This window comes from Saliphagus sp. LR7, from assembly GCF_003344565.1.
GTDB classification, from domain to species: Archaea; Halobacteriota; Halobacteria; order Halobacteriales; family Natrialbaceae; genus Saliphagus; species Saliphagus infecundisoli.
The window spans coordinates 202,520-219,273 of record NZ_QPND01000003.1; the positions used below are offsets into that span (position 1 = coordinate 202,520).

General features: G+C 68.6%; 20 protein-coding genes. 7 read left to right on the forward strand and 13 right to left on the reverse strand.

Translation table 11 applies throughout. From position 1 onward, the window contains the following. Nucleotides 1-119: 119 nt before the first annotated feature. Together DVH23_RS05885 and DVH23_RS05890 are read right to left on the reverse strand one after the other, a co-directional pair. Nucleotides 120-458 (reverse strand): chorismate mutase, encoded by a 339-nt coding sequence (locus DVH23_RS05885; RefSeq protein ID WP_114576506.1) that lies wholly within the window; start codon nucleotides 456-458, stop codon nucleotides 120-122. Continuing rightward, a complete protein-coding gene (locus DVH23_RS05890; protein ID WP_114576507.1) occupies nucleotides 455-1,324 on the reverse strand; it encodes a shikimate kinase in 870 nt (289 codons plus the stop codon). Before DVH23_RS05890 ends, DVH23_RS05885 begins: the two co-directional genes overlap by 4 nt. 85 nt (nucleotides 1,325-1,409) lie before the next feature. Here DVH23_RS05890 and DVH23_RS05895 point away from each other — a divergent pair, with 85 nt between their 5' ends. Both DVH23_RS05895 and DVH23_RS05900 read left to right on the forward strand, forming a co-directional pair. Next, nucleotides 1,410-1,853: a DUF5796 family protein gene (locus DVH23_RS05895; protein ID WP_114576508.1), complete on the forward strand. Its 444-nt coding sequence runs from the start codon at nucleotides 1,410-1,412 to the stop codon at nucleotides 1,851-1,853. 1 nt (nucleotide 1,854) lies between these two features. Beyond that, entirely contained in the window at nucleotides 1,855-2,103 is a 249-nt protein-coding gene (locus DVH23_RS05900) for a hypothetical protein (RefSeq protein WP_114576509.1), read from the forward strand. Between the two features lie 8 nt (nucleotides 2,104-2,111). Here DVH23_RS05900 and DVH23_RS05905 read toward each other — a convergent pair whose 3' ends face one another. After that, nucleotides 2,112-2,588 carry a hypothetical protein gene (locus tag DVH23_RS05905; protein WP_114576510.1) on the reverse strand — a complete coding sequence of 159 codons (477 nt, stop codon included), beginning with the start codon at nucleotides 2,586-2,588 and terminating at the stop codon, nucleotides 2,112-2,114. Nucleotides 2,589-2,705: 117 nt separating this feature from the next. Between DVH23_RS05905 and DVH23_RS05910 the strand changes: the two genes are divergently transcribed. After that, nucleotides 2,706-3,548 carry a fumarylacetoacetate hydrolase family protein gene (locus tag DVH23_RS05910; protein ID WP_114576511.1) on the forward strand — a complete coding sequence of 281 codons (843 nt, stop codon included), beginning with the start codon at nucleotides 2,706-2,708 and terminating at the stop codon, nucleotides 3,546-3,548. Nucleotides 3,549-3,554: 6 nt separating this feature from the next. Here DVH23_RS05910 and DVH23_RS24955 read toward each other — a convergent pair whose 3' ends face one another. After that, nucleotides 3,555-3,689 carry a hypothetical protein gene (locus DVH23_RS24955; RefSeq protein ID WP_255565227.1) on the reverse strand — a complete coding sequence of 45 codons (135 nt, stop codon included), beginning with the start codon at nucleotides 3,687-3,689 and terminating at the stop codon, nucleotides 3,555-3,557. 81 nt (nucleotides 3,690-3,770) lie between these two features. Between DVH23_RS24955 and DVH23_RS05915 the strand changes: the two genes are divergently transcribed. Continuing rightward, entirely contained in the window at nucleotides 3,771-5,969 is a 2,199-nt protein-coding gene (locus DVH23_RS05915) for an AAA family ATPase (RefSeq protein ID WP_114576512.1), read from the forward strand. Nucleotides 5,970-6,093: 124 nt separating this feature from the next. Here DVH23_RS05915 and DVH23_RS05925 read toward each other — a convergent pair whose 3' ends face one another. The 4 genes from DVH23_RS05925 to DVH23_RS24145 all read right to left on the reverse strand — a co-directional run bounded on the left by DVH23_RS05925 (nucleotide 6,094) and on the right by DVH23_RS24145 (nucleotide 7,860). Continuing rightward, the gene (locus DVH23_RS05925; RefSeq protein ID WP_114576513.1) at nucleotides 6,094-6,918 is read right to left on the reverse strand and encodes a YihY/virulence factor BrkB family protein; all 825 of its coding nucleotides are present in this window, start codon (nucleotides 6,916-6,918) and stop codon (nucleotides 6,094-6,096) included. A gap of 70 nt (nucleotides 6,919-6,988) precedes the next feature. After that, entirely contained in the window at nucleotides 6,989-7,201 is a 213-nt protein-coding gene (locus DVH23_RS05930; protein WP_114576514.1) for a DUF2196 domain-containing protein, read from the reverse strand. Nucleotides 7,202-7,249: 48 nt separating this feature from the next. Next, nucleotides 7,250-7,663: a peptide-methionine (R)-S-oxide reductase MsrB gene (msrB, locus tag DVH23_RS05935; protein WP_114576515.1), complete on the reverse strand. Its 414-nt coding sequence runs from the start codon at nucleotides 7,661-7,663 to the stop codon at nucleotides 7,250-7,252. A 38-nt stretch (nucleotides 7,664-7,701) separates the two neighbouring features. Beyond that, complete coding sequence (locus DVH23_RS24145; RefSeq protein WP_198667858.1) at nucleotides 7,702-7,860, reverse strand: hypothetical protein; 159 nt, start codon at nucleotides 7,858-7,860, stop codon at nucleotides 7,702-7,704. 132 nt (nucleotides 7,861-7,992) lie between these two features. Here DVH23_RS24145 and DVH23_RS05940 point away from each other — a divergent pair, with 132 nt between their 5' ends. Together DVH23_RS05940 and DVH23_RS05945 are read left to right on the forward strand one after the other, a co-directional pair. Further along, nucleotides 7,993-8,997, forward strand: a complete 1,005-nt coding sequence (locus DVH23_RS05940; RefSeq protein WP_114576516.1) for an NAD(P)/FAD-dependent oxidoreductase — start codon at nucleotides 7,993-7,995, stop codon at nucleotides 8,995-8,997. A 64-nt stretch (nucleotides 8,998-9,061) separates the two neighbouring features. Further along, nucleotides 9,062-10,309: a TIGR00300 family protein gene (locus DVH23_RS05945; RefSeq protein WP_114576517.1), complete on the forward strand. Its 1,248-nt coding sequence runs from the start codon at nucleotides 9,062-9,064 to the stop codon at nucleotides 10,307-10,309. On the opposite strand, the gene DVH23_RS05950 is transcribed toward DVH23_RS05945, so the two are convergent. Further along, nucleotides 10,310-11,341, reverse strand: a complete 1,032-nt coding sequence (locus DVH23_RS05950; RefSeq protein WP_114576518.1) for a hypothetical protein — start codon at nucleotides 11,339-11,341, stop codon at nucleotides 10,310-10,312. A gap of 200 nt (nucleotides 11,342-11,541) precedes the next feature. Then, nucleotides 11,542-12,393 (reverse strand): hypothetical protein, encoded by an 852-nt coding sequence (locus tag DVH23_RS05955; protein ID WP_114576519.1) that lies wholly within the window; start codon nucleotides 12,391-12,393, stop codon nucleotides 11,542-11,544. 174 nt (nucleotides 12,394-12,567) lie between these two features. Between DVH23_RS05955 and DVH23_RS05960 the strand changes: the two genes are divergently transcribed. Further along, nucleotides 12,568-13,518, forward strand: a complete 951-nt coding sequence (locus DVH23_RS05960) for a phytoene/squalene synthase family protein (protein ID WP_114576520.1) — start codon at nucleotides 12,568-12,570, stop codon at nucleotides 13,516-13,518. Here the strand turns inward: DVH23_RS05960 and cruF are convergent. The 3 genes from cruF to DVH23_RS05975 are packed head-to-tail and all read right to left on the reverse strand — an operon-like array spanning nucleotide 13,515 to nucleotide 16,729. After that, a complete protein-coding gene (cruF, locus tag DVH23_RS05965; protein WP_114576521.1) occupies nucleotides 13,515-14,357 on the reverse strand; it encodes a bisanhydrobacterioruberin hydratase in 843 nt (280 codons plus the stop codon). The genes DVH23_RS05960 and cruF overlap by 4 nt on opposite strands. Continuing rightward, nucleotides 14,350-15,207: a prenyltransferase gene (locus DVH23_RS05970; protein ID WP_114576522.1), complete on the reverse strand. Its 858-nt coding sequence runs from the start codon at nucleotides 15,205-15,207 to the stop codon at nucleotides 14,350-14,352. Before DVH23_RS05970 ends, cruF begins: the two co-directional genes overlap by 8 nt. A 25-nt stretch (nucleotides 15,208-15,232) precedes the next feature. Beyond that, a complete protein-coding gene (locus tag DVH23_RS05975) occupies nucleotides 15,233-16,729 on the reverse strand; it encodes an NAD(P)/FAD-dependent oxidoreductase (RefSeq protein ID WP_114576523.1) in 1,497 nt (498 codons plus the stop codon). Nucleotides 16,730-16,754: the final 25 nt, after the last annotated feature.

Here is a 16,754-nt window from a genome sequence, read left to right on the forward strand (position 1 = left end):
CCCGCCTTTCGCGAGGGGAGAACCTTAAAACGGGAGGCGCGACTTCCCCGCCGGAAACACCTCGAAGCCCGTCAGATGATCGATCGCGACGGCTCGGTTCTTGAGGACGTCCGTTCGAGCTACCTGCTCTCGCGCTGTTCGACCTTGTTCAACTCGATCAGCAGCCGAAAGATCGCCTTCACGAGGTTCGCGTCGACGTCGAACCGATCGGCGTTCTCGCCGGCACGTTCCATCACCTGTGTCTCCTGGCTCTCGTCGGTCGTCGGCAGCCCCTCTTCTTCTTTGACCCCCGCGATCGTGTCGGCGACGTACGTCCGTCGGGCGATCAGCTCGACGATGTCGCCGTCGATCTCCCGGATCTCCTCGCGGAGGTCGTCGAGTTCCGCGTCCTCGGGCATCGCCACGCCGTCTCCATGCCCGATCTCCCCCTCGCCGTCGGTGTCGGTCTCTCTGGTCATGTCTGGATCCGTGTGCCGTCGTTTCTGGTCTCGAGCAGCCGCGTCGTCCCGGGCCGCTCTGCCCACGTCTCCCGAACCTCCTCGAGAGCCGTCCGGTCGCCGACCGCCACGTAGCTCGGCCCCGTCCCCGACAGCGAGACGCCGTCGGCGTGCGGGAGGGCCTCGATCGTCGGCCCGGTCGGCGCCTCCAGGGCGGCCGAGAACGCGAGGCCGTTGACCGTCATCGCCTCGCCGTACCGTTTCTCGAGGGCGAGTTCGTAGACGAGGTCGGCCATCGGCGCGACCCGCTCGCAGGAAGCGACGTTGGCGTCGGCGCTGAACGCCCGCTCGGGGGGCGTGTAGACCAGCGCCTGCCAGTCGACCTCCTCGCGGACGAGCAGTTCGTCGGTCGCGTTGTCGGTCACCGTCACGCCCCCCAGCATGCTCGCGCTGGCGTCGTCGAAGGCACCGGTGACCGTCACGCCGGTTGCGCGGGCGGCCTCGACGCCGAGCCGGCAGGCATCGATCCGGTCTACCGAGTCGGCGACTCCCAGGGCGTCGAGCGTCGCGAGGGTGGCGGCGTTGGCGGCGGCGCTCGAACTCTTCAGTCCGGAGGCCATCGGCACCTCGCTCTCGGTGCGGACGCGGGCGCCGGTTGCATCGAAGCCCGCGTCGGCGGCGTAGCGATCGACCGCGAGTTCGACGCAGCGTTCGATCAACGCGGCGTCGGCGTCGGGCCGGTCGGCGATCTCTCCCTCGACCCGGCCGTCGTCGGTCAGGGAGACGGTCGCGGTCGTCTCGAGGTCGATCGCGAACGCGGCACCCTTCCGGGTCGCGAGCGCGTTGAGCACCGTTCCGGCCGCGGGGGCCCTGGCCCGGCCGTCCATACCGGGACTCTCTCCCACGGCGTATTTACGGCTGGCGGTTCCCGCGAACGCGGCGCTTTTCCCCGGTCGGTTCCAACCCGGGGCCATGAGCGCCAGAAACGACGTCCCGCCGAGCACCCTCGGCGTGGAACTCGTCGACGGCGGCGTCGTCGTCGAGTACACCGACGGCCGGGAGACGTTCTACAACGGCGTCCCCGAGCCCGAGACCGGATCGGTCCGGACCCCGCCCGGCAAGGAGGTCCACGTCCTCGTTACCGACCCCGACGGCGTCTCCGGGGTCATGACCTACGTCAACGACCGCAACACCCACGACGACATCCTCGAGTCGACCGGCGTCGGCCGGGTCATGCTCGGCACGGACGAGGAGACCGAGCTGTTCCCCGGAGTCTCGGTCCGGACGGAGGGGTACGCCATCGTCGTCGAGGCCGAGCCCGAGGTCGCCAGCGGCCGGGTGTTCGTCTTCGCGGAGGACGAGATGAGCGAACACGCCTACGAGATCGTCGCGGGAGGGGACGGCGAGGCCGAGTGAGATGCCCCTCTCGAAACACTGGAGGGACCTGGACCGGGAGACCGTCGCCCGTGCGCCCGACCGGATCGGCGTCTACGAACTCGGCGACGACGAGGGGACGGTGCTCGCGGTCGAGTCGGGAGTGCTCGCCGACGAACTCAAGACGGCGCTCGCCTACGGCGACGGCGAGCGGGTCCGCTGGGAGGCGACGGGCTCTCGAGACCGGGCGGCGGAACTGGTCGCAGACCACCGCGAGCGCCTCGAGTCATAGTTCCGGGCTCACAGCTCGGCGGCGCAGTTGCGACAGTAGTCGAATCCCCTTCCGTTTTCGGTCCCGCAGGACTCACAGACGGTTCCCTCGGCCGCCACCGACTCGAGGCCCCGCCCGGGGCCGCCCTCGTCGGGGCGCTCCTCGGGGTCGGGCGGCGACTGGTAGTAGCCGTGTTGCTCGAGGACCGTCTGATCGGGGTGGTCACGATCCCCGGCCCGGCCGGGTTGACCGCCGAACCCGTAGCCACCCATCGTTAGGCCGCCGATCTCCCCGCCGTACTTCCAGCTGATCGCCCGGCCGACCATCAGGAGGACGACGCTGACGACGATCCCGGTCAGGTGGCCCGCGGTGAAGTTCTCTATCGAGCCCTCCGGCGGAGAAACGAAGACGTCGACCGCGATCACGAGGAAGACGGCCATCCCGATGAGATAGAACAGCAGACCCACGAGCTGCCAGGCGAGGCCCTTCCCGATCGACGAACGCATCCCTTGCGGGTTCGGTCCCCGGACGTATATACTGTCGGACGGGGCCGGGCCCGGCGGACCGCCCGCGGATCTCGCAGGGATACAAACGCTCAAGGGCCCCTGCTGTGACCTCCGAGCATGCGAATCGGCTGCTTCCGCGCGGAGGGGGAACGACGAATCGGCGTGTTCGAGGACGGCGAAGTGCGGGACGTCACCGGGGAGTTCGACTCGTTCCGGGACGCCCTCTCCCGGCCCGGCGACGCCGCCGGCGTCGGAGGCGACACCTTCGACACCGGGGAGATCACCTACCTGCCGCCGACGACGGACGAGAACACGGTGTTCTGTGCGGCGCTGAACTACGAGGCCCACGCAGAGGAGTCCGACATCGAGGTCCCCGAGTGGCCCCTGGTCTTCCTGAAACTCCCCCGGACGCTGGTGGGCCACCGCGAGCCGATCAGCTACCACACCCGCGTCACCGACGAGATCGACTACGAGGCCGAACTCGCCGCGGTCATCGGCGAATCGGCTCGCCACGTCGAGAGCGACGAGGCCCTCGAGTACGTCGCGGGCTACACCATCCTGAACGACACCTCCGCGCGGGATCGCCAGCTGGGCCTCGAGATGGGTGGCGACCGCCTGCTCGACTGGTTCTCCGGGAAGGCGATGCAGGAGACGACGCCCGTCGGCCCCTACGTCGTTACGGACGGGATCGAGGACCCACAGGACCTCGCCATCGCCTCGCGGGTCAACGGCGAGACGATGCAGGACGATAATACCGGAATGATGATCCGGTCGGTCGCCGACCTCGTTGCCTTCGTCTCCTCGCGGGTCCGCCTCGAACCGGGTGACATCATCGCGACGGGGACCCCCGAGGGCGTCGGAACGTTCCAGGACATCCAGCTCTACCCCGACGACACCGTCGAGGTGGACGTCGAGGGGATCGGCACCCTCGAGAACACCGTCGAGGAGGTCCAGGAGTAGTAGGCCTTACTGGATGTAGGAGGGACCCTCGGCGTCACAGTGGCGCTCGTGTTCTTCGGCCTCGGAGCGGTCGTCGAACAGGAGTCCACAGTCCTCGCACTCGAACCAGGTGGCGCCGTCGCGCTCGGTGTCCACGACCATGGCTACCGAAGAACGTCCGGAAGGAAAGGCGTTTCTCCCGGACGGGGAAATTCTCAAGACCGCCCCTCCGAAACGGGTGGTATGAGCGAATCCGACGGCGGTGGGGACGGACGGGGAGTCTCGCTTTCGGTTCGGGCCGCCGAGAAACGGGACGCGGGACGGGGAGTGGCCCGGATTCCCGAGGCCGCACGCAAACGCCTCGGGGTGTTGAGCGGCGACGACGTCGCCATCGAGGGCGAGCGGACGACCGTCGCGAAGCTGTGGCCCGCGGACCCGACGGTGCCCGAAACAGTCGTCCAGATCGACGCCGACACCCGCGCGAACGCGGGCGTCCACGTCGGCGACACGGTCACTGTCCGGACCGTCGAGGAGTCGGACGTCCGGGAGGCGCGGTCGGTCACCCTCGAAGCACCCCCATCGTTGCCCACCGAGGACCGCCCGCTGGCCGAACGCGCCGCCGCCCGCGCGCTCGAGGGCCGGCCGATCCGGGCGGGCGAACGCCTCCGGATCGAGGGCGCGGGAGCGGCCCCGTTCCGCGTCGCGGACACCGATCCCGCGGGCGACGTTCGGGTCGGCTCCGGAACCGAGTTCCGGGTGCAGACTGGCGCCGCACCGACGGAAGGGACCGACGTGCCCATCGACGCCGGGACGAGTGGCGGTCGGGCCGGCGACGGCGACGCCGACCGCCCCTCCGGCGTGACCTACGAGGACATCGGCGGGCTGGACGACGAACTCGAACTCGTCCGGGAGATGATCGAGCTTCCCCTCTCCGAACCCGACCTCTTCCGGCGGCTCGGGGTCGATCCGCCCTCGGGCGTCCTCCTCTACGGTCCGCCCGGAACCGGGAAGACGCTGATCGCACGCGCGGTCGCAAACGAGGTCGACGCGACGTTCCTCACCGTCTCCGGCCCCGAGATCATGTCGAAGTACAAAGGCGAGAGCGAGGAGAAGCTCCGGGAGGTCTTCGAGCGCGCCCGCGAGAAGTCGCCGACGATAATCTTCTTCGACGAGATCGACTCAATCGCGGGCGAACGCTCCGACGAGGGTGACGCCGAGAGCCGGGTCGTCGGCCAGTTGCTGACGCTGATGGACGGCCTCGACGCCCGCGGCGAGGTGATCGTCATCGGGGCGACCAACCGGGTCGATTCGCTCGATCCCGCGCTCAGGCGGGGCGGTCGGTTCGACCGCGAGATCCAGATCGGGGTCCCCGACGCACGCGGACGCCGCGAGATCCTCGAGGTCCACACCCGCGGAATGCCCCTCGCCGACGACGTAGACGTCGAGAAGATCGCCGCCCGGACCCACGGGTTCGTCGGCGCGGACCTCGATTCGGTGACCAGCGAGGCCGCGATGGCCGCGATCCGCCGGCGGCCGACCGAGCCCGAGGAGCGAGCGGAGTGGAACCGCGATCCGCGGGTGACGAAAGCCGACTTCGACACCGCGCTCGCGAGCGTCGAGCCCTCCGCGATGCGCGAGTACGTCGCCGAATCGCCCGGAACGACCTTCGAGGACGTCGGCGGACTCGCGGAGGCGAAAGCCACCCTCCGGGAGGCAGTCGAGTGGCCCCTCGTCTACGACCGCCTGTTCGAGGAGACCAACACCGACCCGCCCTCTGGCGTCTTGCTTCACGGTCCCCCCGGAACGGGAAAGACCCTGCTCGCGCGGGCGCTCGCCGGCGAGACCGACGTCAACTTCGTCCGGGTCGACGGCCCCGAGATCGTCGATCGCTACGTCGGGGAAAGCGAGAAGGCGATCCGAAAGGTGTTCGAGCGCGCCCGCCAGGCCGCCCCCTCGATCGTCTTCTTCGACGAGATCGACGCCATCGCGGGCGCCCGCGGCGACGGAACCCACGAGGTCACCGAACGGGTCGTCTCCCAACTGCTGACGGAACTCGACGGGATGGCCGAGAACCCCAATCTGGTGGTGGTCGCGGCGACCAACCGCCGCGAGGCGATCGACCCCGCGCTCCTCCGGCCGGGCAGACTCGACACCCACGTCCTCGTCCCCGAGCCCGATCTCGGGGCCAGAGAGAAGATCCTCGCGGTCCACACCGCCGGCAAGCCCCTCGCCGACGACGTCGATCTCGACGAACTCGCGGCCGACCTCGAGGGCTACACCGGCGCCGACCTGGAGGCGCTCGTCCGGGACGCCTCGATGGCGGCGATCCGTGAGGTCGCTGAGGCGTACGGCCCCGAGGAGGCGAACGACCGCGCCGGGGAGGTCCTGATCGAACGCCGGCACCTGGAGGCCGCGACCGGTCACGTCGATCCGGGCGACTGATACTATCGGATAAAACGGTTCACGGATCGATCGCATGTGAACGGCCGTCGCCGGCGGCGACGGTCCGCGAAGCGCGATCGACCGTTCACTGACTTTTGTCCGGTAGTATGACCTGCTGTGATCGTTAGTCGGCGACCGACCGGAGACGATCCCGAAGCGGGATCCACTCGGCGTCGGGCTCGACTCGGCCGGCGAGGACGGCGTTGCCGACGGCACCGAGGAGGATACAGAGCTCGCCGAGGTAGACCCAGGTCAGAACGATGAGCACCGCGCCCGCGATGCCGTAGAGCTCGACGCCCTCCGAGGTCCGGATGTAGAGCCGAAAGCCCGCCGCGAGGACGACCCAGCTTCCGGCGGCGAACGCGGTCCCCGGCAGCACCTCCCGGAGCGTGACGTCGGTCTGGGGGTAGAGGTAGTACATCGGGAGAAAGGCACAGGCGAGCGAGACGAAAAGCACGACCGGGCTGACCATCCGCCAGAGGAGCCCGTCGATCACGAACGAGAGGCTCACGCCGACGATCCCGGCGAGCCCGACCGCGACCGTGAGCGTCACCGACGTCAGGAGGACGTTGACGACCATGCCCGACAGCGACTGGCGCTTTCGGCCGTCGTAGACGTCCGTGAAGGCGCTGTTGACCGCCCGGAACAGCCGAACGCCGCTCCAGGCGAGGATCAGGAAAGCGAGCACCGTCGCCCGGATCGGGCCCTGGGCGCCGCCGGGCTCGAGTTGGCCCTCGATCGGCGCCGTGTCGATCCCGCTGGTCGCCTCGACGAACCCGAGGAGGGCCTCGCCCGCGTCGAAGACGGTCGTCGCGACCAACAGGAGGATCACCGCCGGCACTAGCGTGTTGAACGCGTGGAAGGCCAGCCCCGCGGCGGTGACCCCGAGCTGGCGCTCCCGGGAGACCGCGAGGACGTCGCGGGCGAAGTCGGCGACGCTCGAGACCATGCCCTCCGTTTCCGCGGAGGGACTCAAATACGTACCGCTACGGGCGGGAGCGCGACGAGCGGTAGTCGACTCACTCGTCGGTGACGACTTCCTTCACGTGGCCGACCGCGCCCGACAGGAGTTCGACTTTCGGGCCCTCGGGCTCCTCGCCGAGGACGGAGCCGACCTCGCCGACGATCGGCTCCTTCTCGGTCGATTCGACGTCCTGGTCGGGCTGGACGACCCGCACAGTCATCCCCTCCCGGAGCGAGTCGGCGTCGGGCGGCGTATCGGTGTCTACCATATTCACTCCTCGACGCGTCCGGTCGAAAAGCGTGATGCCTGCAGTCACCTACTCGTCGTCGAATCCGAGCGCGACCGAGTTGATGCAGTAGCGTTTGCCCGTCGGTTCGGGGCCGTCGTCGAAGACGTGGCCGAGGTGGCCCCCGCAGTTCGCACAGAGGACCTCCGTGCGGTCCATCCCGTTGCTCGTGTCGCGTCGCGTCTCGACCCGGTCGTCGTCGACGTCCGAGAACGACGGCCACCCACATCCGGAGTCGAACTTGGTCTCGGAGTCGAACAGCTCGGCGCCACAGCCCGCACAGACGTAGCTGCCGTCCTCCTTGTGGTCGAGAAACTCCCCCGAAAAGGGCGCCTCGGTCCCGGCTTCCCGGAGGATCTCGTACTCCTCCTCCGAGAGTCGCTCGCGCCACTCGTCGTCGCTGTCGGGAACCGATTCGCCCTCTTCGTACTGGTCCTGGCTCATACCTCACGGTAGGGGCGAGGGAAGTAAGTGTCTGTCCCCTATCGGCCCGTGATGACGTTCGTGCTCTCGCAGTCGGGACACTGGGTCAGCCGGCCGATGCCTGCGAGGTCTAGGCGCACCCACTGTTCGTCGCCTCCGGGGGCCTCGAACCCGCAGTTCAGACACCGTGACTCGGACGCCGTGGATTCACTCGCCATACGCGGACCTACGTGATCGACCCTCATAGATTTTGCTCGCCGTGGGTATATGTCGCCGGCCCACCACCGTCCGGTCATGGGTCCTCGAACGCGACGAGTACGAACGGGCGGACGGACGGCGGGTGAGCGCCCGTGAGCCGGGTCGCCGTCGTCGTCGGCGGCGTCGCCGGTGCGGGCGTCGCGACTGCGCTCGATGGAGAACGGGAGGTCGTCGTCTTCGAACGCGAGGGCGAACCCGGCGGCCGGACCGCGACCCGCAGGCGTGCCGGCCACGTCTACGACGTCGGCGCGAACTACCACAAGGGCGGCTCCGAACTCCTCGACTCGCTCGACGAGGGCGACCTGATCGACGTCGAGGAGCCCGTCTGGACGTTCGAGGGTGACGGCGAGATCAAACCAGGAGACGATCGCGACGACCACAAGTGGACCTTCGAGGACGGGATCACGATCCTCCCGCGACGGCTCCTCGAACGGGCGAGCGCGACCGTCAGAACCGGAACGGAGGTGACGGGCCTCGAGCGCACGGGCGAGGGAGAATGGGACGTCCTCGCCGGCGGCGGTCGGACGGGTCCCTACGATGCCGTCGTCCTCACGCCGCCGGGGCCGGCGTCGGCGTCGATCCTCGAGCACACGAGCGTCGATTCCGGTACGGACTTCGATCCTGCGGCTCTCGCCGCGGATCTCGAATCGTTTGCGTACCGATCGATCGATTCGTTCGCACTCGCCTACTCCTTCCCGCTCGATCGGCCGTACTACGCCGCCGTCAACACCGACCGCGCCCACGCCGTCGGCTGGCTCGCCCGCGAGGGCGAAAAACGGGGTCACGTCCCCGACGGTCGGAGCCTGCTGATCGTCCAGATGGCCCCCGACTGGTCGGTCGAACACCGGGAGACGCCCGACGGGCGGGCGGCGGAACTCGCGGCCGGTCACGCCGCGGCCCTGCTCGACGACGACCGTCTCGCAGACCCCAAGTGGACCGAACGGGTCTCGTGGCGCCACGCGCTGCCCGACGACGAGGCGATCGACGCGAACGCGGGCGAGGCGGCGGGTCTGTACGTCGCGAGCGACGCGACCCACGGCGAGGGACGGATTCACGCCTCCCTCGAGGGCGGCTTGGAGATCGGCGATCGGCTCTAACCGGACGGGCGCAGGAACTGCGAGGACGCACAGATTGACGGCGACCCGGCTCGAAGGGGCGGCCATGACAGTCGCGCGGACGGTCGAACTCGAGGGCCACATCATCGACTCGGGGATGATGGCCCGGTGTTTCGGGGCGGTGATGGACATGGGCGGGGAGTTCGAGGTCGAGGAGTTCGAGGTCGGCCGGCACAAACACGAAGAGACCTACTGCCGGATGCGGGTGCTGGCCGAGACCGAGGCCGACCTCAGAGCGATCGTCCACGAGTTGAACCAGAACGGGGCGACCGTCGCGGATCCACGGGACGCCACGCTGGAGGCCGCGCCGGACGACCAGGTCGTCCCGATCGACTTCTACTCGACGACGAACCACCCGACGTACGTCCGGGTCGACGGCGAGTGGCACGGGATCGACGACCCGGAGATGGACTGTGCGATCGTCGTCGAGCGCGGTGGCGGGGGTTCGACGGAGGGAGACGTGCGTGCCCGGACGAAGGTGCTGAACGCCATCGAGGAGGGCGACCTCGTCGTCACCGGCGAGACGGGTATCCGGGTCGAACCGCCCGAACGCCCGCGCAACGGCGGCGGCTCCTTCGGGTTCATGCAGGGCGGGGTCAGCAGCGAACGGCCCTCGGAGTCGCTGATAAGCGAGATCGCAGGCGAGATGCGCGAGGTTCGCGAGGAGGACGGCACCGTCCTCGTCGTCTGTGGCCCGGCGATCGTCCACGCGGGCGGCCGCGACGCACTGGCTTCGCTCGTCCGGGAGGGCTACATCGACTCGCTGTCGGCGGGCAACGGGTTTGCGGTCCACGATCTCGAACGGGACCTCTATGGTACCTCGCTGGGGGTGGACACCGAGAGCCTCGAGCATCCCCGCGAGGGCCACAAGCACCACATCTACACGATCAGCGAAATCGGCCGAGCGGGCGGGATCGAGGCCGCCGTCGAGGCCGGCACGATCGGGAGCGGCGTGATGTACGAGTGTATCGAGAACGGCGTCCCCTACGTGCTCGCGGGCTCGATCCGCGACGACGGTCCCCTCCCCGACACGATCACGGATGCGATCGAGGCCCAGAACGCCATCCGCGAGCAGGCCCACGAGGCCGACCTCGTGCTGATGCTCTCGACGCTGCTTCACTCCGTCGCGGTCGGCAACTGTCTGCCCTCGACGACCAAGACCGTCTGCGTCGACATCAATCCGGCCACAGTGACACAGCTCCTCGACCGGGGCAGCGCCCAGGCGATCGGGATGGTCACCGACATCGGCACCTTCCTCCCCTTGCTGGCCGAGGAACTGATCGACGACCGATAGCTATCCGGTCGTCCCGTTCGGGTCGTCGGCGTCCTCGCCGTCGTCTTCCGTTTCGACGTCGTCCGAGTCGTCGCTGTCGTTCGCCTCGGTCGTCGCTCGCTCGTCGGCCGTCCCGTTGCCCGCGCCGGCCCCACGGTCGACTGCCATACCACCCTCGCCCGACTCGTTTTCCATCGGCTCGGGCAGGGCCGCTATGGCCTCCTCGTACCAGTCGGGCCGCTCGACGTCCGTCTCACCGACGGCCGTGACTTCGGTGGTCCGGGCGATTCTGATTCGCTCGCCGTCTTCCATGATCATCTCCTGTTCGGCGACCGTCTGGCGGATCAGCCCGTCCTCGCGGACGAGCGCCCGGACGTCGACCTCCCGGCTCTCCTGTCCGTACTCCGCCTCGTCTCCCGAGACGGTTTCCGAGCCGTTGACGACGTAGTAGGTTCCGTCCTCGGCGTCGACCGCGCCAGCCGTCGTCGGCACCACGGAGCCCTCGAGCGGCGAGAGGAGCGAGCGGTCCGCGGTGTCGATCCGTTCGCTTCCCGTCGTGGCGGCGCCCTGTGGCGGCGCGTACTCGACGCTCCCGTTCTCGTACTCGATCCTGGTGACCCCTCGGTCGCCGAGCCACTGATCGCCGGTCGTGTTCGGCTCGTCGGCCGTCGGTACGTCCGAGACGTTCCCCTCGGACCGGTAGCGCCCCCTCAAGCGGACGGTCTCCGCGTCGGGATCGATGGAGATGGTCGAGTTCGACGTCTGCCGGAAGGTCTCGTCGCCCTCGGCGATGACGTACTCGTACTCGGTCTCGATCGTGTACGACCGATTGCCGATCGCCTCCCGGTGGGCCTCCCCGAGCTCGCTCGCGTTCGTTACCCCCTCGGTCGTGAGGCCGGTGAGAAGCACCTCGGACTCGTCCTCGCCGGAGGGGTTTATCCCCACGTCGACGCCGTACGGTTCGCGGTCGGGCGGCTCGTCCCCGCCCGCGAATCCGCCACAGCCCGCGAGGATGACGACGAGGACGACGAGAGCGACCGCGAGGCGTGACACGCCGGGCCGTAGGGACCGACCCGACAAATATCTGCCCACCGTCCGTCCGGGACGGTCCCCGTCCCTCGATGGAGGGCTGTCCGGCGAGGGCCTATCCGCCCCCGCCGTTCGGTGCGTCGTCGGCTCCATCGTCGTCCGTCGGTTGCTCGCCGTTTCTGCTCTCGTTGCCCCCCACTCCATCCCTCTTCCTCGCTCGGACCCTACGTATCGGGTTCCTCGGGCTGGGCCTCGAGGGCGTCGTCGTACCAGGCGGGCCGTTCGACGCTCGTCTCGCCGACCCCGGTGACTTCGACGCTGGAGTCGACGACCGTTCGCCCGTCGGTCCGTTCGACGGCCCGCTCGGACACCACCTGGCGGATGAGTCCGTCGTCGCGGACGAGCGCCCGGACGTCGACGATCCGTACCCTACTCGTCCCGTCGAACTCCTCGGATCGGTTCCCGCGGCCCTCGACCACGTAATACCGCCCGTCCTCGGCCTCGACGGCGCCGACCGTCGTCGTGTTCCCGACCGTCTCGAGGGCGCCGAGAAGGGTGCCCGCGACCCACTCCATGGGTTCGTACGACCACCCCATGTAGGGATACCCTACACGTCCGTTCTCGCTCTCGGTTCGGGCGAGCGTCTCGGTGCCGAACCACCGTTCGACGGTCCGGTTTCGCTGGTCCGGAAAGGCCCCCTCCGACCCGTTGCCCTCCGTGTACTGTCGGTTGCTCTCGAGGGCGACTCCGGCTTCCGGATCGACGTACGTCTCGCCTTCGATCACCTGTCGGACGGTTCCGTTCTCCGTTTCGGTCACGTACACGGTCTCGGTCTCGATGGTGTAGGGCGTGTCGGCTATCGCCTCGTGGTGGCCCTCGAAGAGGGCATCCGGGTTCGTTACCCCCTCGGTCGTGAGGCCGAGGAGGAGCCCCTCCGAACCGTCCTCGATGGAGGGGTTCACCGGCTCGTCGACGCCGTACGGTTCGCGGTCGGGCGGGCCTCCCTCGTCCGAGAGCCCGCTACAGCCTGCGAGGGAAACGAGGAGGACGACGAGAGCGACCGCGAGGCGTGACACGCCGGGCCGTAGGGACCGGTCCGACAAGTAGTTTCTCACGGACCGGATCGGATCCCGGAACGGGCGGATTCGCTCGTCTCACCCGGTAAGCCATCCTTGTGAGGGCGAGGCTTTTTACCGTTATCCGTCGAACCAGAAACACTGAATCGTATCGTTCCCGGACGAGTCCCCACCATGCAACAGGAACACATCGCAGCCGGCAAGGAGATACAGAAACGTACCGGGAAGACGTTCTACCTCGCGACGCGCTTTCTCCCCGAGCGCGTCCGGAACCCGACTCACGTCCTCTATGGCTTCTTCCGGATTGCCGACGAGGTCGTCGACGACGCCGGTGACACCCCGCCCGCAGAACAGGCCGCCCGTCTGGAGGAGCTCCGCGCCCAGGCGACGGGCCGTTCCGAGCCCGGAGATCCGGTGCTCGCCGCGTTCAACGAGCTCAGGGCGGAGTACGGTATTCCCGAGGCGGAGGTCGATTCGTTCATCGACGCGATGAAGACCGACATCCACACGGCCCGCTACGAGAGCTACGACGAACTCGCGGCGTACATGCGCGGGTCGGCGGCGGCCGTCGGCGTGATGATGACGGCGATCATGGAGCCCGACGACCCCGACACCGCACTGCCCCACGCGGTCGCGCTCGGCGAGGCGTTCCAGCTGACGAACTTCCTGCGGGACGTCCGCGAGGACGTCGTCGACCGCGACCGGATCTACCTGCCCCGGGAGACGCTCGCCGCCCACGGCGTGAGCGAGGAAACGATCGAACGCTTAGAGCCCTCCGAGGGGTTCCGTGGCGCGATGGCCGAGGAGCTCCGGCGGGCCGAAGAGCGCTACCGCGAGGGGGTCGCCGGCATCCGCTATCTCCCCGAGGACTGCCAGTTGCCCGTCCTGCTTGCGGCCGTCCTCTACGCCGAACACCACCGGCTCATCCGGAACCGGGAGTACGACGTCCTGAGCGATCCCCCCGAGCTCTCGACGACCCGCAAACTGGGCTGTCTCCTCCGTACTCGCTGGCACTGGCACTGGAACCGGGACCCCGAGGCCGTGTTCCGGCGGGTGTCGGCGGTTCCGACCGCCGACCGGAGCCGGCCGGGGTCAGGCCACGGCGAGGGCCTCCCGACCCGTTAGGCCGGCAGCGCCGTCCGGAGCATCGCGCGGTCGTAGCGATCGGTCCGGAGCAGGCCGACGACGAACGCGCCCGCGACGCCGGCGGCGACCCAGTTCGCATAGAGGAGATTGATCGCCCCCCACAGCAGGACGAAGCTCACCAGATCGTCGAGGACGAACTCACAGTCTCTGACCCGTGCGAGCAGCGCCTCCCGGTCGAAGGCGAGATCGACGAGGATCACGGCGACGGTCCCCGAGAGCACCCAGCCGAAATAGTTCGAGAGCGGGACGCCGTAGTAGGGTCCGGGGGGAACGTAGGTCCAGAAGCCGACGGCGACCGCGGCGGGGTCGAGCACGGCGTCGACGGCGACGACGGCGACGACCGCGCTCCCGACCCGGACGGGCGGGTTGGTCCCCCGATCCCCCAGCACCAACAGCGTGAGCAGGTAGGCGTTGACCACCAGCGGGATGAAAAACAGCGGGAGCGCCAGGGGCACCTCGCCGAACAGCATCGGCCCGAGTTCGATCCCGTACTCGAAGGCGCCGTAGGGCCAGTCGGTCCGCACACCGATGATTTCGATCGCGTACGTGTAGCCCGTCAGGACTCCGAGTGCGGCGAGCGCCCGCCGATCGATCCGGGGCAGAAGCCCCACCACGAGCGGCGAGCGCATCACGAGGGTGCCAAAGAGGATCAGGAGGGGATTGTACGCGAGGGGCTCGGGAAGGAGCCCCTCGGTGCTGGCGAGAAGCGTCAGAGCGCCGATGGCAGGAAAGACGACGGCGATCGTAAAGCGGTTTTTCCGGATGACGCCCTCGAGCCGGGTCTGGATCGCCTCCCGCCGCCCACTCGAGTCAGCCATAGAGGACCCCCCAGAGCCCGCCCATCGTCAGGGCGGCGCCGACGACGGTGTTGATCGCGGGGAACCACCAGTAGGCCCGGTCGACGGCGACCGCAGAGAGCGCGACCCCGGCGACGAGCAGCGGGTAGACGGCCATCACGGCGCCCAGACGGAGGTCGATCGCGCCGAAGGCGAGAGCGGCGGCGAGCCAGCAGACTCCACAGTAGGCGTAGGTTCGGTCCTCGCCAAGCACCGTGGCGGTCGTCTCGATCCCCGCCCGTCGGTCGGGTTCGATGTCGGGGACCGCCGAGAACGTGTGCATCCCCATCGCCCACAGCCAGCCGCCGACAATCGCCAGTACCGGGGGAAGCGAGCCCGCGACGGCGGCGTAGGCGGCGACTCCCGGAGTGATGTAGAGGCCGTTCGAGACCGAGTCCAGGAAGGGCGTCGTCTTCAGCCGGAGCGGCGGCGCGCTGTAGGCCGCCCCGAGGACCAGAAACAGCCCGATCCAGGGCCAAGCGATTCGGGGAACCAGAGCGAGGAGCGCGATCCCCAGGAGACCACAGGCGACGACGGCGACCGGAACTGCCCGCTGTCCCCGGTAACGGGCTTCTCGCCCCGATTTCTTGGGATTCTCCGCGTCGATCTCGCGGTCGAAGACGTCGTTGACGCCGTAGAGGTAGACGTTCGCCGGGACGAGGAAGTACGCGAAGAGGGCGACCGTCACCGGCGCGAGCAGGTCCGCCGGCGAGTCGGCCGCGTAGACGCCGCCCACGAGGACGGGACCCGCGAGGTAGAGCCAGAAGCGGGGCCGCGAGAGGGTGAGGAGGTAGGCGAGTCGGTCGCGGGGGCCCGCACGGAACGCGCTCACGGCCGATCGTCCCCCTGTGACAGCCTCATTCGCCGTGCTCGTTCCCGTAGTCCTCCACCACCTTCTCGCCCGTGAGCCGGCCGCTGATCAGGCACATCGGGACCCCGATTCCGGGGGTGGTGTCGGCACCGGTGAAGTAGAGCCCGTCGACCTCAGCAGAGCGGTGGGGCGGACGAAAGAGCGACGTCTGGCGGAGGGTGTGGGCCAGCCCGAGTGCACTCCCACGGAAGCTGTTGTAGCGGTCGGCGAAGTCCGAGACGCTGAAGCGCTCCTCCATGACGATCCGGTCCTCGAGGTCGGTGCCGGTGTTTTCCGCGAGGTCTGTGAGCACCCGGTCGCGGTACTGCCGGCGGATCTCGGGGGTGTCCTCCAGGCCGGGTGCGATCGGAACGAGGACGAACAGCGCGCCGTGGCCCTCGGGGGCGACGCTCTCGTCGGTCATCGAGGGGACACAGCAGTAGTACGCGGGATCTTCCGGCCACTGTGGATCGTCGAAGATCTGTTCGAAGTGGTCGTCCCAGTCGGTCGGGAGCACGAGCGTGTGGTGGGCCAGGTTCTCGATCTCTCCCTCGACGCCGAGATAGAGGAGGAAGGCGGAGGGCGCGTACGTTCGCGAGTTCCAATACTCCTCGTCGTGGCCCCGTTTCTCGGGGGGAAGGAGTTCCTGCTCGGTGTGGGCGTAATCGGCATTGCTGACGACCAGATCAGGGAGCAGCGGTCCCCGCGGGGTTTCTAGTTTGAACCCCCCACTTCGGCCCTTGATCGCCGTGGCCGGCCGGTCGGTGTGGTACTCGACGCCGAGTTCGGCCCCTAAATCGCGGATCGCGTCGATAACGCTCCCGATCCCGCCCTCGGGGTACCAGACGCCGAGGCCGAAATCGACGTGGCTCATCAGGTTGTAGAGCGCGGGCGTGTTTTCGGGAGAGCCCCCGAGAAAGACCAGCGAGTACTGGACGATCTGCTGGAGCTTCGGGTGCTCGAAGTAGTCCTCGACGTGGTCTTGCATCGATCCCAGAAGCGAGAGTCCGCGGGCCTGGCGGGCGACGTCCGCGTCGATGTAATCCCGCAAACGCTCGCGGTCCTCGTAGACGAAGTGTTCCATCCCGACCTCGTAGTTGACCTTCGAGCGCTCGAGGTACTCCTCTAGGACCTCGCCAGCACCGGGCTCGTAGCTCTCGAAGATCCGTTTGGTGCGCTCGAGGTCGGGCGTGACGTCGATCCGGTCGTCGTCTTTGAAGAAGATCCGATAATGGGGGTCGAGACGTTCGAGTTCGTAATAGTCCTCGGGCCGGCGGTCGAAGTCCGCGAAGAAGCGCTCGAAGACGTCGGGCATCAGATACCACGAGGGACCCATGTCGAACCGGAAGCCGTCGCGCTCAAGCCGGGAGGCCTTCCCGCCGACCTGCTCGTTTTTCTCGACGACCGCGACGTCGGCGCCCCGGTCGGCGAGATAACAGGCCGTCGAGAGCCCGCCGACGCCGCCGCCGATCACGGCGACCGACTCCCCCGCAAGCGGTTTCATGGCTCCCCCTCCGTTCCCGCGGGGG